This window comes from Pseudomonas sp. MDT2-39-1 (genome assembly GCF_054898085.1).
Genome location: NZ_CM142716.1, coordinates 5,192,110 through 5,208,435 on the forward strand (window position 1 = coordinate 5,192,110; position 16,326 = coordinate 5,208,435).

Here is a 16,326-nt window from a genome sequence, read left to right on the forward strand (position 1 = left end):
GATCTCCATCAGCCCGCCAAATGGCGGGCTACAGGGTTATTTCATTTCGACGAGGACTTCTTCGTTCCACTTCTGCGGCAAAGCCTTGGAAGTCTTTTCCCACGCATCCGCGTCTTTGATCGGCGTGACCTTTTTGTACTGCTCGTTCGGCAGCAGCTTGGCCTGGACGTCAGCCGGCAGCGTGATGTGCTCGGCGCGGATCGGACGGGCGTTGCCTTTCGCCAGGTTGATCTGACCGGCGTCGCTGAAGATGTATTCGCGGGTCAGCTTGGCGGCGTTCGGGTTCTTCGCGTATTTATTGATGATGGTGGTGTAGCCGGAAATCACCGAGCCATCGGAGGGGATCAGCACCACGTAGTCATCCGGGTTTGCCATCTTGGCCTTGTAGCTCAGGCCGTTGAAGTCCCAGACCACGCCGACTTCGATTTCACCCTTTTCCATCGTGGCGATGGTCGGGTTGGCCATGGACAGGCGGCCCTGCTTGGCGATATCGGCGAACAGCAACAGCGCTGGCTGCAGGTTTTTCTCGTCGCCACCGTTGGCCAGTGCCGCGGCCAGTACACCGTTGGCGGCCTGGGCGGCGGTGCTCACGTCACCGATCGAGACTTTGTATTTACCGGTTTTCAGATCAGCCCATTTGGTCGGGGCTTCGGAACCGTGCAGCAGCTTTTTGTTGACGATGAACGCGATGGTGCCGGTGTACGCCAGCGCCCAGTTGCCGTCCTTGTCTTTCGCCCAGTCCGGGATTTGCTCCCAGGTGCTTGGCTTGTAGGGTTGCACCACGCCTTGCTTGACCGCGATCGGGCCGAAGGCTGCGCCGACGTCGCCGATGTCGGCGCTGGCGTTGTCTTTCTCGGCGGCGAACTTGGCGATTTCCTGCGCCGAACTCATGTCGGTGTCGATGTGTTTCAGGCCGTACGTCTTGGCCAGGTCTTCCCAGGTGCCTTTCCAGTTGGCCCAGTCATCGGGCATGCCGACGCTATTGACCGCGCCTTCCGCTTTCGCAGCGGCTTCCAGGGTTTTCAAATCATCAGCGGCCATGGCGGCGGTGCACATGGCAATGGTCGAGCCTAACAGTGATGCCAGGAAAAGCTTTTTCATCCGAAGCTCCTTTGGGCGTTTTCAACGCTGCGATTGCGGTTGTGTTGGTCTAGGTCAGCAATACCTGAGCCAATTTAGGCGCCGCTGATGACATTTTGATGTCGACGATCGGTCGGCCTACATTTCTTACACGGTAACGCTCAGGCTTGCGAGTAAGCGTAGACCATGGCTAAAGGGCTGATACGAAAGGACTTGGCCGTGAATTTGCAGGCGTCTGGCGCAACCGTTCAGCGGCTTTGTCATCTGCCAGTCACACGCAGTGCCTAGGCTTGCAGGAAGTTGAAGGAGCCGGTTTGAATCACGGTTCTGCCCCGAAACAGTGCTGGTCTAGTCCAGATAGGTAACGTTGATGCGCATCGAGACCACCAAAGCGGTGACAGCCATCGGGCAGGTTCTGCAAGAACAGCTCGACCATGGCCTGTTAGCGCCCGGGAGCAAACTGCCGGCCGAGCGCAAGCTCAGTGAGTTGTTCGGTACCACGCGGATCACCGTGCGTGAAGCATTGTTGCAACTGGAGGCTCAAGGGCAGATTTATCGCGAGGAGCGCCGTGGCTGGTTCGTCTCGCCACCGCGCCTGGCTTACAACCTGATGCAGCGCAGTCACTTTCACGCGATGGTCAGTGCTCAGGGGCGGGTGCCGTCTACCGAGGTGATTTCGGCGCGGTTGCAGCCGGCGTCGGCAGCGGTGTGCGCATGGTTGCAGTTGCCGGCGTTGTCCAGCGTGATCCAGATTTGCCGGGCGCGGCGCATTGATGAACGGCTGGTGTTGTACGTGGAGCACTACCTGAATCCGCAGTATTTCCCGGGGATTCTGGAGTTCGATCTGAATCAGTCGATCACCGAGCTCTATGCGCGGCATTACGACTTGCACTACGGTCGGGTGCGTTTCGAGATCGTGCCGACGGCCTTGTCGGTGGACGCAGCAGCGGCGTTACGGGTGTCGGTGGGGAGCCCGGGGTTGCGGATTGCCCGGGTCAATTACGACCAGCATGAGCGGCTGATCGATTGTGATCTTGAGTTTTGGCGGCATGATGCGATTCATGTGGGCGTTGATGTGGTTTAACCCGCTCGGTTTATCTGGGCGACCGCGTCGACCCCTTCGCGAGCAAGCCCGCTCCCACATTGGATCTGTGTCGTTCACAAAACCAATGTGGGAGCGGGCTTGCTCGCGAAGGGGCCCTGACAGCCACCCTATCAATCAAGTGGCGGACACTTCCTTCTGTGGCCCACCGTCGGCCGTAATCACCTGCACACTCATCCGCGGCGTCGCCAGGTCCATCCCGGCCTCATCCAGATGCCGCTTCAGCGACAAATTGAATGCCCGTGAAACTTCCCATTGCTTGATCGGCGCGGTCTTGAACCGGGCACGCAGAATCGCATTGCCAGACTCGAAGCTTTCGACGCCCTGGATCTCCAGCGGCGACCAGATGTTGCGCCGTTGCAGCGGGTCGGTGCGCATCTTCTGGCCGACTTCGCGCATCAGTTTGATCGCCTCGTCGATGTCCATGCTGGCGGGCACCGCCACCCGAAAGATCGCGTAGCCAAATTCCCGGGAGTAGTTCTTGATGCTTTTGATTTCGCTGAACGGAATGGTATGCACGATACCGTCGATGTCCCGCAGGCGAACGGTGCGGATGGTCAGGCCTTCAACCGTGCCCAGATGGCCGCCGACGTCCACGTAGTCGTCGATGGCCAGGGAGTCTTCGATGATGATGAACAGGCCGGTGATCAAGTCCGCGACCAGCGACTGCGCACCGAAACCGATGGCCAGGCCGATCACACCGGCACCGGCCAGCAGTGGCGTGACGTTCATGCCCATGTTCGCCAGCGCGACGATCAGCGCAATGATGAAAATCGCTACGAATAGCACGTTACGGATCAGCGGCATCATGGTCTGCGCACGGGCGTTGGCCAGGCCTTTGCGCGAGCGGGTGAGGGCGTGGTGCACCGCCGTGTCGCTGAGGATCCAGATCAGCCAGGCAAAAATCAGCGTGCCGGCGAGGCTGAACAGTTTGACGCTGACTTCGTGGCCTTCGCCTTCGGTGAACGCGATCAGCGACATACCCCAGACGCGCAGGCCCAGCTCGATGAAGATCAGCCACACCACGAGGTGAGCGAGGGTATAGAAGAAGCTTTTCAGGCGCTCCGAATACAGCGCATGACGCTTAACACCGCGTTGCGGTTTCAGCGAATGACGGTGAACCAGGCCGTTGATGACCATGCACAACACCAGCAACACGGTGCAAATCAGCGCCTGGCGCAGTGCGGTGCTGGTGTCGCCGGCTGAGACAAACGTGGCGAACAGCGAGATGGCCACCAACACCAAGGCCGGCACGTACCAGAAGGTGCCGAGAATCGAGAGGGTGTCGCTGAGCGCGCGGCGCGTCAGGCGTCGGGACAACGGCTGGTTGCGGATCAGGTGAGCGATCGGCCGACGGAAGCGCAGGATGAACAACCCGGTGGACAGCGCGGCCAGCACGTTGGCGACGGTGGCGGCGGTGTGAGCCAGATGACTGCCAAGGCTGGCGACCAGACGCGGATCGCTCAGCGCTTCACCGAACGCGGCGAAACTACCGATCAGCCACAACGGCCGAAAGGCTTGATGCCGCAGGATGTACAAGGCGCGGTGGCGATGCGGGCCGTCGAGCAGGGAAAACGCGATCACGCAGATCGCCGAGAAACAGGTGCCGACCATCAACGCATAGGCCAGCACCATGGCCAGGCTTTTGCCCAGTGACGAGGGCAGGGCGTAGCTCATGTAGACCGTAATGACCAAAGCAATCAGCCACGGCCCGAGTTTGCGCAGGGCGAAGCGCAGCATGTCGAGGGCCTTGGGGTGTTGCGGCAGTTCTTCGGTCAGGCCGAAACGCATGCGCACCCGGTGACCGACCCAGATCAGCGCAGCGGCCAACAGGCTCCAGACCATCAGAATCATGGCGAAGGCAAAGATGATCGGCAGCCACTCGTTGGCCGGCAGCATCAGCGCCACGAGTTCGTCCTGGGCCAGTTCAAACTCCTCCGACCAGCGCGTAAGCGGACTGCCGGCTCCGGAGAATTGTTTTTCGAAGTTGGCCAGCGTACCGCCGATCAAGCCGAGTACACCTTGTTCGGTGGCCGGCTGGGCCTTTTTGGTGACGTCGCGCAGCTTCTTCAGGTCCGCCAGCAGTTTGCTGCGCTGCTGATCGTTCTCCAGCGACTTGATGACTTCGTCCAGCGACTGCCCCAGCGGTTCTTGCGCCTCGGGCTGTTTTGCCGAGCTGTTGAGCAAGCCCGGCAAACCGACCGCCTGGGCTGGCGCCATCGGCAGCAGCGCCATCAGGCAGACAAGGAAAAAACACGGCAGGGCGAAAAGACGAGCGAACACTAGGCGGTCAACCTTGGGATGAACAGATCGGCCGAGTGTACGAGCCCGTCAAAATCAATGCGAGCCAGGGGGAGGATTTATTCGTTGAGTTTGGCGAGGATCTTGAACACCACGGTGGCGAGGATCGTCAACATGCCGATCCACATGGCGAACACGCCGGCGTTTTTGTCGCGAAAATTGAAGCCGATTGCCAGCAGGATCATCCCGGCAAGAATGGGGATCAGCATGGCGTGGAATGCAGACATCGAGATCATGGGCGACTGCCTTGTCGAAGGGGATAGATTAAGTCTAGGCGGCTTTTGGGCGACCGGTGGTGATGTGGGTCAGAGATGAACCACACATAAAACGCAGGATGTGTGGCGAGAAAGCTTTTTGTGGCGAGGGGATTTATCCCCGTTGGGCTGCGCAGCGGCCCCAAAACCAGCACCGCGATCTTTCAGACAGACCGCATTCGCTGGCTTTGCGACCGCTGCGCGGTCGAACGGGGATAAATCCCCTCGCCACAGGTTGGTCGTTGGGTCAGGGACTACGGCAATTCCTGGCAGGCGTAGAACGCGCTCAGCACTTTGACCAGGTGTGCCAAGTCATGACTGCCGCACAGCTCGCGGATCGAGTGCATGGCGAACGTCGGCAGGCCGATGTCCACGGTGCGCACGCCCAGGTGGCTGGCGGTGATCGGACCGATGGTCGAGCCGCAGCCCATGTCGCTGCGCACCACGAAGCTTTGCACCGGCACTTCTTCGGCCATGCACAGATGGCGGAAGAACCCGGCGGTTTCGCTGTTGGTGGCGTAGCGCTGGTTGCTGTTGACCTTGATCACCGGGCCGGCATTGAGTTTCGGGCCGTGGTTGGCGTCGTGCTTTTCCGCATAGTTGGGGTGCACGCCGTGGGCGTTGTCGGCGGAGACCAGCAAGGACTTCTGAATGGTGCGCACGAACTCGTCACCTTCAGGCAGCAGGCGACGCAAGGTTTGCTCAAGCATCGGGCCATCGGCGCCGCAGGCCGAGCAGGAACCGACTTCTTCGTGGTCGTTGCAGACCAACACGCAGGTTTCGTCGGTTTCAGCGGTCAGCAAGGCTTGCAGGCCGGCATAGCAGGACAGCAAGTTGTCCAGGCGCGCGCCAGCGATGAAGTCGCCATGCAGGCCGATAACGGCAGCGCTTTGGGTGTCGTAGAAGCTCAGCTCGTAATCGAGCACCACGTCGGCATTCAAACCATGCTCGAGCGCAAGCTGATTGGTGAGCACGGCGCGGAAGTCCACGCGCTCGTCACCGGCAAATTGCGCCAGGATCGGCGGCAGTTCGGTCTGCGCGTTGATGGCCCAGCCCATATTGGCTTCACGATTGAGGTGGATCGCCAGGTTCGGGATGGTGGCGATCGGCGCCTTGAAATCGATCAACTGGCTCTCGACCTTGCCGTCGCGGCGGAATGTCACGCGGCCGGCCAGGGACAAGTCGCGGTCGAACCACGGCGCCAGCAGCGCACCGCCGTAGACTTCGACGCCCAGTTGCCAGAAACCCTGGCGTTGCAGTTCCGGCTGGGGTTTGACCCGCAGGCACGGGCTGTCGGTATGGGCGCCGACCAGGCGAATACCGCCATGCAGCGGCGAATGGCGCCCCATCTTGACCGCGACAATGGACGAGTCGTTACGGGTGACGTAGTAACGACCGTTGGCTTCGGTGGTCCAGGGCTCGCGCTCGTCGAGGCGCACAAAACCCGCCGCTTCCAGACGCTGAACAAGGCTGGCAGTGGCATGGAACGGGGTAGGGGAGGCCTTGAGGAAGTCGATCAGGCCTTGGTTCAACTCTTCGCGCATAAGAAGCTCCAGACAGCAATGGGCGGAAGTTTAACGTATTGGCTGGAGCCTTTGGGCATGACGTGAACCGGTCACGTCAGCTGGCAGCCGCTACCCGCTTTTTCAGGTACTTCATGATGATCTGCTCATCTTCAGGCTTTTCAGGCTTGGGCAGTTGCCGGGGCCAGGCGTTCTGATGAGTCTCCAGCAGCTTTTTCTGACGAGACTGGTCCCAACGAAGAATCTCCCGCGAGGCACATTCCCACCATTCGTGTCGGCAGGCCTTGTAGTACGGGTGATCAGGCGCTGCGCTGCCGTAAAGCAGATCGCGGCCGACCTTTCGCAGGGCGCCACTCTGGTTGCGCAGCTTCCATTTGATTTTCAGCCGCTGCCAGGCCGAAGGTAAGGGTTTGACGCGGGGCACGTCCCGGCACAGTTCGACTAACTCTTGGCTGAACTGCTCACCATGCTGAGAGAAGAAATACGCCTGCATCGCATGGAAAAAGCGTTTTTCCGCGAAGTAGTGATAGATGAATTTTTTGGCTTCATAAACCGGTTTGTCGCGCATCGCGAACGACAGGGCGATCTGCTCGATGGTGTGGATATCGAAGCCGTCCCGGGTCCATTCGTCGATGAATTTGATCGACTCTTCGAACAGCGCGGTGTCGCGGTCGGTCACGCCACACAGTCCGCTGTTGTACAGCTTGAAACCATTCTGCGCAGTGACGCCGTGAGCGTGCAGGCAACCGCCGAGCTTCACATACTCGGAACGTTCACACACGTCCTGCCAGTCGTACTCGAAGCGGTCCATCAAGTAGTGCTGCGGCTGAATCTGTTTGAAGATCAGGTTCGGGTCGCTGGTAAACAGCGTGTCGGTATCGACGAACAGGGTTTTTTCAGCGAGCGTGAGACCGGCGGCAATCGCGCAGGCTTTGCGGCGATGGTGATAGCCATTTTCGCCTTGCCACAGGGTCAGGGTTTCCTGGGTCAGCGTGACCGTCTCGACCGGCCAGCCGGCGTAGTCCTGAGGACGATCCGTGAGGATTCTGATGCTCGGGAGCTTGCCATTCTTCGCATGGGACAGCGCGGTCAAAATACTGAATTTGGCTTCGCGCCGGTAAACGTCCTGGTTGCCATAGATCAGGTAAAGCAATTGGTGTCGGGTTTTCTTGACGGGTGTTGCCAGGAATTCGGTACTACTCATCGGGATGGGTATCCTTTTGCTAAAGCAGGCGACTGCGTGTAAGGCAGTGCTTAAAACGGTGCGGGGCATTCGAAGCGCAAGCGTTCACCGGTTTGCGGGTGGGTGAAGCTGAGCATGCTGGCGTGCAGGCACAGTCGTGGCCAGGCGGCCAGGGCTTGCTCATGGGCGTAGAGCCCATCACCCAATAGTGGGTGGCCGATGGAAAGCATGTGCACGCGCAACTGGTGGGAGCGGCCGGTGATCGGCGTCAGTTCGACGCGGCACCAGTTGCCACAACGTTCCAGCACTCGCCAGAAGGTCAGGGCGTGTTTGCCGAACTCGTGGTCCACCACATGACGTGGCTTGGTCGGCGGATCGTAGCGCAAGGGCAGGTCGATGCTGCCGCTGTCCAGTTCCGGTTGTCCCCAGCACAGGGCGGTGTAGGCTTTTTCGGTTTCGCGGTCGTGAAATTGCCGAGACAACTCGCGATGAGTGTCCGGGTCACGGGCCAACAGAATGATGCCGGACGTTTCCCAATCCAGGCGATGGACGATTCGCGCTTCCGGGTAGCCGTTTTCCTGCAGGCGGGTGATCAGGCAATCCTTGTTGTCATCGGCCCGGCCAGGGACAGAGAGCAGCAGGGTCGGTTTATCCACCACCAGTACGGCGGCGTCCTGATGGATGATGCGGATGTTGGACAACGGCATTAAAACAGCCTCGTAACAAACGCCAACGGCGGCTCAGGCCCCTGCGCCCGTAGGAGCGAAGCTTGCTCGCGAACGCATTACTCCGGTCTATGAGATAAACCGGGTTGCCTGCTTCGCGAGCAAGCTTCGCTCCTACAGAAGCGTAAGAGCCTGAGCCGCCGTGGCTCCCGCTGGATCGACTAGCGATCCGGCAGGGTGATATTGAGTTCCAGAATCGAGCAACTGCCCTGGTTTTCCAGCGCGACGTGCACATCGTCGGACCCGATATTGACGTACTTGCGGATCACTTCCACCAGTTCCTTCTGCAAGGCTGGCAAGTAGTCCGGCGTACTGCGCTGGCCGCGTTCATGCGCCACGATGATCTGTAGACGCTCTTTCGCTACCGACGCGGTGCTGACCTTTTTGCTGGCACGAAAGAAGTCAAAAAGATTCATTATCTACCTCCAAACAGGCGCTCGAAGAAGCCTTTCTTCGTCACATCGAGAAAACGATGTTCCACGGTTTTGCCCAACAGACGATCGACCGCATCGCTGTACGCCTGACCGGCGTCGCTCTGGTCATCGAGAATCACGGGCACGCCCGAGTTGGAAGCCTTGAGTACCGCTTGGGATTCCGGAATGACACCCAACAGGGCGACAGCCAGGATTTCCTTGACGTCTTCGACGCCCAGCATCTCGCCATCACTGACACGTTGCGGGTTGTAGCGGGTCAGCAGCAGGTGTTCCTTGATCGCTTCTTCGCCTTTTTCAGCGCGGCGCGATTTGCTGGCCAGCAAGCCCAGCATGCGGTCCGAGTCACGTACCGAGGACACTTCCGGGTTGGTCACGATAATCGCTTCATCAGCGAAGTACATGGCCAGGTGGGCGCCTTTCTCGATGCCGGCCGGGGAGTCGCAGACCACGTATTCGAAGTCTTCTTTCAAAGCCATCAGGACTTTTTCAACGCCTTCCACGGTCAGCGCGTCTTTATCGCGGGTCTGACTGGCGGCCAGGACGTAGAGGTTTTCCAGGCGTTTGTCTTTGATCAGGGCTTGTTGCAGGTTGGCTTCGCCGTTGACCACGTTGACGAAGTCATACACCACGCGACGCTCGCAACCCATGATCAGGTCGAGGTTACGCAAACCGACGTCGAAGTCGACGATAACTGTTTTGTGGCCACGCAGTGCGAGGCCGGTACCGATAGCGGCGCTGGTGGTGGTCTTACCCACACCACCCTTGCCGGATGTAACCACTAGAATCTTGGCCAAGGTGTTTCACCCCTAAGGAAAAAGGACATTTAGCCCCTGAAAAACATCTCTTGAAAAACTACTGCAGTCGGACAGCCTTGGCTGGAATCCGGTCCAGAACAGCGGTAAACACTGCGTTTGGCCTTTTTCCTACTTCGTTTGAGCCGTTTTCGCTACGTTTTAGAGATGCTTGGAAAATGCGGCAGTATCCGTTAAAGCCGAATGATGTTCAACACGTCGCCTGACAGGCTGACTTGCACGCCTGCACCCCACAAAGGGTCGCGACGCAAATCCTCGGAAACCTTGTAGTGACCGGCGATGGAAACCAGTTCAGCGCTCATTTGCTGACAGAAAATCCTGGCTTTCGTGTCGCCTTTGACCCCGGCCAACACGCGACCGCGCATCGGGCCGTATACATGGATGTTCCCATCGGCGAGAAGTTCCGCACCCGGGCTGACCGATGAGATCACCACCAGATCGCAGCCCTGGGCATAAATCTGCTGGCCACCCCGTACTGGCGACGTGATGATTTTTGTCGGTTTGATGGTCGGCTCGGGCGGTTTTTCCGGCTTTTTCTTGACGACGCCTTCGAGCGGGTCCAGAGGACGCTCGCGGGCGCCGGACGGCGGCAGCACCGGCAAATCGACCGCGATGGCGGCCGCGATGTCTTCGATGCGGCTGGCACGGATCGCCAGGGTGCGCAGGCCATGCTGGCGGCACACACGCATCAGGCCCGGCAGATCGACGGCGCCTTCACTGGCCGGGAGTTTGTCCAGGGCCAGCACCAGCGGCGCGTTGCTGAAGAAATTAGGCGCCTGGGCGACCTTGGCGGCCAGTTGCCGATCAAGGTTCTCGAGGTCGTTGCGGGCCAGTTCCAGCACCGTAATGGCGAGCATGCTGCCCTTCAACTGGAACACGGGATCCTGGTCTTGCGATTCGGTTTGGCTCATGGTCGGCATACAACGGCTTGTCACTAAAAGTGCCGAGACTTATAACGAGAACGCCCGCAAGCCGCAAGCCGGGTCGAACGATGTAGAATGCGCGGCCATTGTCTTTCCGGAACCTTTAATGGATCGCCCGCGTTTTCGAAAAACATTTCTTATGCCGCGTTTCTGGCCGCTGTGGTGTGGCTTGGGGCTGTTGTGGCTGATTGTTCAGTTGCCGTATCCGGTGTTGCTGTATATCGGTCGCCTGCTCGGTTCACTGATGTATCGGCTGGCCGGCGACCGACGGCGCATTGCCAAGCGCAATCTGGAACTGTGTTTCCCTGAAAAAACCGCTGCCGAGCGCAAGCGCCTGCTCAAGGAAAACTTCGCCTCTACCGGTATCGCTTTCTTTGAAATGGCCATGAGCTGGTGGTGGTCGCGTCAGCGTCTGGCGAAGCTGGCCCATGTCGAAGGTCTGGAGCATTTGAAAAAGGCCCAGCGCGAAGGCAAGGGCGTGATCCTGATGGCGGTGCATTTCACCACGCTGGAAATCGGCGCGGCGCTGTTGGGGCAGCAGCACACCATCGACGGCATGTACCGCGAACACAAAAACCCGCTGTTCGATTACATCCAGCGTCGGGGTCGCGAGCGGCACAACCTCGATTCGCTGGCCGTGGAACGCGACGACGTGCGTGGCATGCTCAAACTGCTGCGGGCAGGCCGCGCGATCTGGTACGCACCGGATCAGGACTATGGCGCCAAGCAAAGTATTTTTGTGCCGCTGTTCGGGATTCAGGCTGCAACGGTCACGGCCACCAGCAAGTTTGCCCGGCTGGGCAAGGCGCTGGTGGTGCCGTTCACCCAGGAGCGCCTGGCTGACGGCAGCGGCTATCGGTTGATGATCCACCCGCCGCTTGAAGGTTTCCCCGGCGAAACCGAAGAAGCAGATTGCCTGCGGATCAATCAGTGGGTCGAAGGCGCCCTGCGCGAGTGTCCGGAGCAATACCTCTGGGCACATCGACGCTTCAAAAGCCGTCCACCGGGCGAGCCGAAGTTGTACAAGAAACGCGGCTGAGCCCCTGATCCCTTTAAAGCACCATGGAGTGTTGCGATGAGTCCTGCTGAACCGGTTACAGGGTTGATTCTTTCCGGCGGCGGGGCTCGGGCGGCGTATCAGGTGGGCGTGCTGGCGGCGATTGCCGAGTTGCTGCCGGTGGGCGCGGCGAATCCGTTTCCGGTGATTGTCGGCACCTCGGCCGGGGCGATCAACGCGGTCAGCCTCGCCAGTGGGGCGATGGACTTTCGTGGCGCGATCGAGCGCCTGACCGCGTTCTGGCAGGGCTTTCGCAGTCATCTGGTGTTACGCAGCGATTGGCCTGGCGTGATCAGCCAGGCCAGCCGCTTTGTCAGCCACAGTTTGCTGGGCATCGGTGCGCAGGTTCCGGTGGCCTTGCTCAACAGTTCGCCCCTTCGCGGATTGCTCAACGACAAATTGCACATGACCGGCATCGCCGAAGCCATCGCCCAGAAGCAATTGCAGGCGGTGGCGGTCACGGCGTTCGGTTACGAGTCCGGGCAGGCTGTCACGTTCTACCAGGGCGGCGGCACCATCGATGCCTGGTTGCGCCATCGGCGGATCGGCGTCCCGACGCAATTGACCGTCGATCACTTGCTGGCCAGTTCAGCGATTCCGCTGTTGTTCGCGCCGGTGAAAATCGGCGAGGAGTATTTCGGCGACGGCGCGGTGCGCCAATCAGCACCGATCAGCCCGGCCCTGCACCTGGGCGCGAGCCGAGTGCTGGTGGTGGGCGTCAGCGGCAACCCGCGCGGGGTCGACCCGGAGCAGCCGCTGCAACGGGCCTACACCGGTCAGCAGCCAACCCTGGCGCAGATCGGCGGGCACATGCTCAACAGCACGTTCATTGACAGCCTGGAAAGTGACATCGAGTTGTTGCAGCGTCTGAATCAGTTCAGTCACTTGCTGCCCGATGGCACGCCGGCGCGCGCGTTGGGTGTGGCACCGGTGGAAGTGTTGGTGATTTCGCCGAGTCAGCCGATCGATGAGATTGCGGCGCGGCATCGGCAGGAATTGCCGGCGGCGTTGCGCCTGTTTCTGCGCGGGCCGGGGGCGACCAAGACAAGTGGTGCGGGGGTGTTGAGTTACCTGCTGTTCGAGGCGGGGTATTGCAGTGAATTGATTGATCTGGGGCGGCGTGATGCGTTGGCCAAGCGCGAGGAGTTGTGTCGGTTTCTTGGGTTGGAGGAGCCTGTCGTCCCAGCTTGAGATCGGCGGTGCGGCCTTCGCGGGCAAGCCTCGCTCCTACAGGGGATCTTCAGCACAACAAAGATCAACTTTAGGAGCGAGGCTTGCCCGCGAAGGCGCCCTTACAGACGCCGCCGGATCAGAAGTGAACCTTGACCAGGAAGCTGGTCACGCTCTGATCAGTCTTGAAACCCTGGCTGTCTTCGATGCCGTACTTGTTTTTCCAGTAGTCATACTCGACGCCGACGTACAACTGCTTTTCGCCCAAATTCAGCGCCTTGCCCAGGTCGTATTTGACCTGCGGATTGAAGTGCAGGTTGGCGTGATATTCGCCTTTTTTGTTGACGTCGTTGTCGACCACCCAGTCCATGAAACCGTCGATCAGGATGTTCGAATCGCCAACGGGAATGGTGTAGGACCATACCGGGGTGATCTGCCAGATATCATCACCCGGACGGTCGCCTTCGGTGTGACGGTTGTAGAAGTTCAGCTGGAAGTAGTCGAAACCTGGAATTGCCAGGTCGAAACCAGGACCGATCAGGTAGGACTCGGTATCGTCTTCACCGAACTCATACGTCATGGCCAGCAGCACGTCTTTGATCGGGCCGAATTCGAGTTTCTGGTCGAAGATCTTGCCGAACGACAGGCGCGGACTGAATTCGCCGTAGTAGGTGTTCTCACCGGCGAAGGCGTCTTCCTTGCCGTTGTAGAAGATCTTGTCGATGAAGAAGAAGTTGTCGCCGTATTTCCAGCCATCGGCGTGTTCGAAGGTCACTGTCTGCTGAATGCGCGGGTTGACCTGGAAGTCCTTGCCATACAAGTAGGTCAGGCTGTTGTTCTGCCATTGCAGCAAGTCGCCGGCCATTGCCTGGCCCCCGGCCAGTAACGATCCCGCCAGCATCAGGCTAGTGCACGTACGTTTCATTCGGTTGCTCCCAAAAAGTAGGTGTTCCACGTTATTTTTCTAAGGTCGACGCTCTGGTGTGGCGCCTTTTTCTGTAGCTGTAAAAAATCATCCATCCGGTCAGCTTTAGTGCTGTTAGCAAGAGCTGAGCCAAGGCTTTCGAAAAGCCAAAAACTCCCGCTCGGCTGCTCAAGAACAGTCGATTGAGAGGGGTTTTGGAGTGCCTTGGTACCGTGCAGAGCCGGGATAAGTTGGCTTTCTGGTCAGGAATTAAATCCGGGCTTTTTTTTAAAGCGGATTCAGGCGGCCGCGGAGAATACTGACTCCTTGGCCAGGTCTCAAGTGCCCCCCAACAGCGCACCGACGACAGGTGTAGAGCACGGTTGCGGGCCATCTTAAAAGTGCACCTTTACCAGCAGGCTGGTGGTGTTTTCATTGGTGTCGAAGTTGCCGTTGTTTTCAATGCCGTACTTGTCTTTCCAGTAGCTGTACTCGACGCCGACGTACACCTGTTTCTCCCGCCAGCCCAGGGCCTTGCCCAGGTCGTACTTTATCTGCGGGTTGATATGCAGGTTGGCGTGGTAGGTGCCGTGTGAGTTCTGGTCGTTATCCACGACCCAGTCGATGTAGCCGTCGATCAACAGGCTCGAGTTGCCCAATGGCAGGGTATAGGACCAAGCCGGCGTGATCTGCCAGACATCATCGCCGGGGCGCGAGCCTTCGGTCTGGCGATAGTAGAAGTTCAAGGTGAAAAAGTTGAAGCCCGCAACCTTGAGGTCGAAACCGGGGCCAATCAGATAGGCCTCGGTGTCGTCTTCGCCATTCTCGTAGGTCATGGCCAGCAACACGTCCTTGATCGGGCCGAATTCGAAACGGCGGTCGAGAATTTTGCCGAAGGAGAGACGCGAACTGAACTCGCCGTAATAGGCGTGAACGCCTTTGTTCCGGTCCTTCTCGCCGTTGTAGTAAGTGCTGTCGACGAACAGAAAATTGTCGCCGTACTTCCAGCGGTCGGCATGCTCAAAGGTTATTGTCTGCTGGATCGACGGATTGACCGCGAAATCCTTGCCGTACAAATAGCTCAGGCTGTTGGTCTGCCACAGCAATAAATCGCCGGCCATGGCTTGGCTCGCGGCCAACAGGCCACCGCCCAACAGCATGTTTGTCTGTGTCCGGATCATCTGTTGCTCCCTCTTGTTTTTATTGTTCGTGGCGAGGGGATTTATCCCCGTTCGGCTGCGCAGCAGTCGTAAAACAGGCGAATGCGGTTTGCTTGAGAGAATGCTGGGGCCGCTTCGCGCCCCAACGGGGATAAATCCCCTCGCCACAGAGGTTTGATTAGTGCGGGTGAGCGTGGCAGTCGTTGATCGCCGCGCGTTCGCGGCCGCCAAGAATGTTGAACAGCAAATTCAGCGACAGCGCACTCAACGTCGCCATCGCAATGCCGCTGTGGGTGATCGGACTCATCCACAACGGCAAGTGCGCGAAGAACTCCGGACGTACCACCGGAATCAGCCCCATGCCGATGCTCACCGCCACCAGCAGCTGATTGCGACGGTCACCGATGTCGGCTTCTTGAAGAATCTTGATCCCGGTCGCGGCCACCATGCCGAACATCGCAATCGCCGCGCCGCCCAGTACCGCTGGCGGAATCGATGCCACCAGGAATGCCGCTTTCGGCAACAGGCTCAGCATCACCAGCAAACCGCCAGCGACGATGGTCACCGAGCGACAACGCACGCCGGTCATCTGCACCAGGCCGATGTTCTGCGCGAACGAAGAGTGGGTGAAGGTGTTGAAGAAACCGGCGAAGAACGAGGCGCCGGCATCACACAGCAAACCGCGGCGCAGCATGCGCGGGCAGACTTCCTGGCCGGTGATTTTGCCGAGCGCGAGGAACATTCCGGTGGACTCGACAAAGATAATCACGACCACCAGGCACATGGAAAGGATCGGTGCGAGTTCAAATTTGGGCATGCCGAAATGCAGCGGGGTGACGATCTGCACCCAGGGCGCCTGAGCCATGCCGCTGAGGTCGACCATGCCGATCAGCCCGCAGATCACGTAGCCGAGGCACATGCCGATCAGCACGGAAATGTTGACCCAGAAACCGCGCATGAAGCGATGGACCAACAGGATGGTTGCCAGCACCAGCGCGGCGATGGCCAGGTAAATCGGTGAGCCGAATTGCGTGGCACCCGCACCGCCGCCGGCCCAATTCACGGCCACGGGGAACAGCGACAAACCGATTGAGGTGATGACTGTGCCGGTCACCAGAGGCGGGAAGAAGCGTACGACTTTGGACATGAACGGGGCGATGATCATGCCGAAGAAACCGGCAGCGATGGTTGCGCCGAAGATCCCTTGCAGACCGATGCCCGGCATGCCCGCCATGGCGACCATGCTGCCGACGGCGGCGAAACTGGCGCCCATCATCACCGGCATACGGATGCCCATCGGACCGATACCGAGCGATTGCACGATGGTGGCGATCCCGGCCACCAGCAGGTCGGCGTTGATCAGGAAGGCGATTTCTTCACGACTCAGGCCGGCGGCCTGCCCGATGATCAGCGGCACCGCGATGGCTCCGCCGTACATCAGCAGAACGTGTTGCAATCCCACCAGGATCAGTTGCAAAAGGGGCAAACGCTGAATTGCGGGTGCGTCGGGGATGCGCGCTTCGGATAGCTCGGACATGCAACACCTCGGATCTTTTTTATTCTTGTGATTTTGTGCATCAGGGGGACCGCGTCGCGGCCATTCGCGGGCAAGCCTCGCTCCTACAGGTTTAGGGTCGATTGCATCATTTGTGAACGACTCGAATCTGTAGGAGCGAGGCTTGCCCGCGAAGCTTTTAG

General features: G+C 59.4%; 15 protein-coding genes. 3 read left to right on the forward strand and 12 right to left on the reverse strand.

The window, feature by feature from the left end; all coding sequences use genetic code 11:
* Positions 1 to 36: 36 nt before the first annotated feature.
* Positions 37 to 1,101: an ABC transporter substrate-binding protein gene (locus ACYZTM_RS24340; RefSeq protein ID WP_131063439.1), complete on the reverse strand. Its 1,065-nt coding sequence runs from the start codon at positions 1,099 to 1,101 to the stop codon at positions 37 to 39.
* Positions 1,102 to 1,450: 349 nt separating this feature from the next.
* On the opposite strand from ACYZTM_RS24340, the gene ACYZTM_RS24345 reads away from it, so the two are divergent.
* Positions 1,451 to 2,164: a UTRA domain-containing protein gene (locus ACYZTM_RS24345; protein WP_008030372.1), complete on the forward strand. Its 714-nt coding sequence runs from the start codon at positions 1,451 to 1,453 to the stop codon at positions 2,162 to 2,164.
* 135 nt (positions 2,165 to 2,299) lie between these two features.
* Here the strand turns inward: ACYZTM_RS24345 and ACYZTM_RS24350 are convergent, their stop codons facing one another.
* The 8 genes from ACYZTM_RS24350 to minC form a co-directional block, all read right to left on the reverse strand.
* Positions 2,300 to 4,465 (reverse strand): mechanosensitive ion channel family protein, encoded by a 2,166-nt coding sequence (locus tag ACYZTM_RS24350; RefSeq protein ID WP_461985063.1) that lies wholly within the window; start codon positions 4,463 to 4,465, stop codon positions 2,300 to 2,302.
* Between the two features lie 77 nt (positions 4,466 to 4,542).
* A complete protein-coding gene (locus ACYZTM_RS24355; protein WP_165557498.1) occupies positions 4,543 to 4,719 on the reverse strand; it encodes a hypothetical protein in 177 nt (58 codons plus the stop codon).
* Between the two features lie 272 nt (positions 4,720 to 4,991).
* The gene (locus ACYZTM_RS24360; protein WP_131062421.1) at positions 4,992 to 6,281 is read right to left on the reverse strand and encodes a M18 family aminopeptidase; all 1,290 of its coding nucleotides are present in this window, start codon (positions 6,279 to 6,281) and stop codon (positions 4,992 to 4,994) included.
* A 76-nt stretch (positions 6,282 to 6,357) separates the two neighbouring features.
* A complete protein-coding gene (locus ACYZTM_RS24365) occupies positions 6,358 to 7,464 on the reverse strand; it encodes a hypothetical protein (protein ID WP_461985065.1) in 1,107 nt (368 codons plus the stop codon).
* A 50-nt stretch (positions 7,465 to 7,514) separates the two neighbouring features.
* A complete protein-coding gene (locus ACYZTM_RS24370) occupies positions 7,515 to 8,150 on the reverse strand; it encodes an RluA family pseudouridine synthase (protein WP_010456705.1) in 636 nt (211 codons plus the stop codon).
* A 179-nt stretch (positions 8,151 to 8,329) separates the two neighbouring features.
* The gene (gene minE, locus ACYZTM_RS24375) at positions 8,330 to 8,584 is read right to left on the reverse strand and encodes a cell division topological specificity factor MinE (RefSeq protein WP_007898843.1); all 255 of its coding nucleotides are present in this window, start codon (positions 8,582 to 8,584) and stop codon (positions 8,330 to 8,332) included.
* A complete protein-coding gene (gene minD / locus ACYZTM_RS24380; RefSeq protein ID WP_131062423.1) occupies positions 8,584 to 9,396 on the reverse strand; it encodes a septum site-determining protein MinD in 813 nt (270 codons plus the stop codon). Before minD ends, minE begins: the two co-directional genes overlap by 1 nt.
* A gap of 191 nt (positions 9,397 to 9,587) precedes the next feature.
* The gene (gene minC, locus ACYZTM_RS24385; RefSeq protein ID WP_461985068.1) at positions 9,588 to 10,325 is read right to left on the reverse strand and encodes a septum site-determining protein MinC; all 738 of its coding nucleotides are present in this window, start codon (positions 10,323 to 10,325) and stop codon (positions 9,588 to 9,590) included.
* A 118-nt stretch (positions 10,326 to 10,443) separates the two neighbouring features.
* On the opposite strand from minC, the gene ACYZTM_RS24390 reads away from it, so the two are divergent.
* The gene (locus ACYZTM_RS24390) at positions 10,444 to 11,376 is read left to right on the forward strand and encodes a lipid A biosynthesis lauroyl acyltransferase (RefSeq protein ID WP_131062425.1); all 933 of its coding nucleotides are present in this window, start codon (positions 10,444 to 10,446) and stop codon (positions 11,374 to 11,376) included.
* Between the two features lie 36 nt (positions 11,377 to 11,412).
* On the forward strand, positions 11,413 to 12,585 hold the full coding sequence (locus ACYZTM_RS24395) for a patatin-like phospholipase family protein (protein ID WP_461985070.1): 1,173 nt from the start codon (positions 11,413 to 11,415) through the stop codon (positions 12,583 to 12,585).
* A gap of 118 nt (positions 12,586 to 12,703) precedes the next feature.
* Here ACYZTM_RS24395 and ACYZTM_RS24400 read toward each other — a convergent pair whose 3' ends face one another.
* From ACYZTM_RS24400 to ACYZTM_RS24410, 3 genes are all read right to left on the reverse strand, one after another.
* A complete protein-coding gene (locus ACYZTM_RS24400; RefSeq protein WP_131062427.1) occupies positions 12,704 to 13,489 on the reverse strand; it encodes an outer membrane protein OmpK in 786 nt (261 codons plus the stop codon).
* A 374-nt stretch (positions 13,490 to 13,863) separates the two neighbouring features.
* On the reverse strand, positions 13,864 to 14,649 hold the full coding sequence (locus ACYZTM_RS24405; protein WP_131062428.1) for a DUF5020 family protein: 786 nt from the start codon (positions 14,647 to 14,649) through the stop codon (positions 13,864 to 13,866).
* 157 nt (positions 14,650 to 14,806) lie between these two features.
* Positions 14,807 to 16,165: a nucleobase:cation symporter-2 family protein gene (locus ACYZTM_RS24410; RefSeq protein WP_131062429.1), complete on the reverse strand. Its 1,359-nt coding sequence runs from the start codon at positions 16,163 to 16,165 to the stop codon at positions 14,807 to 14,809.
* Between the last annotated feature and the right edge of the window lie 161 nt (positions 16,166 to 16,326).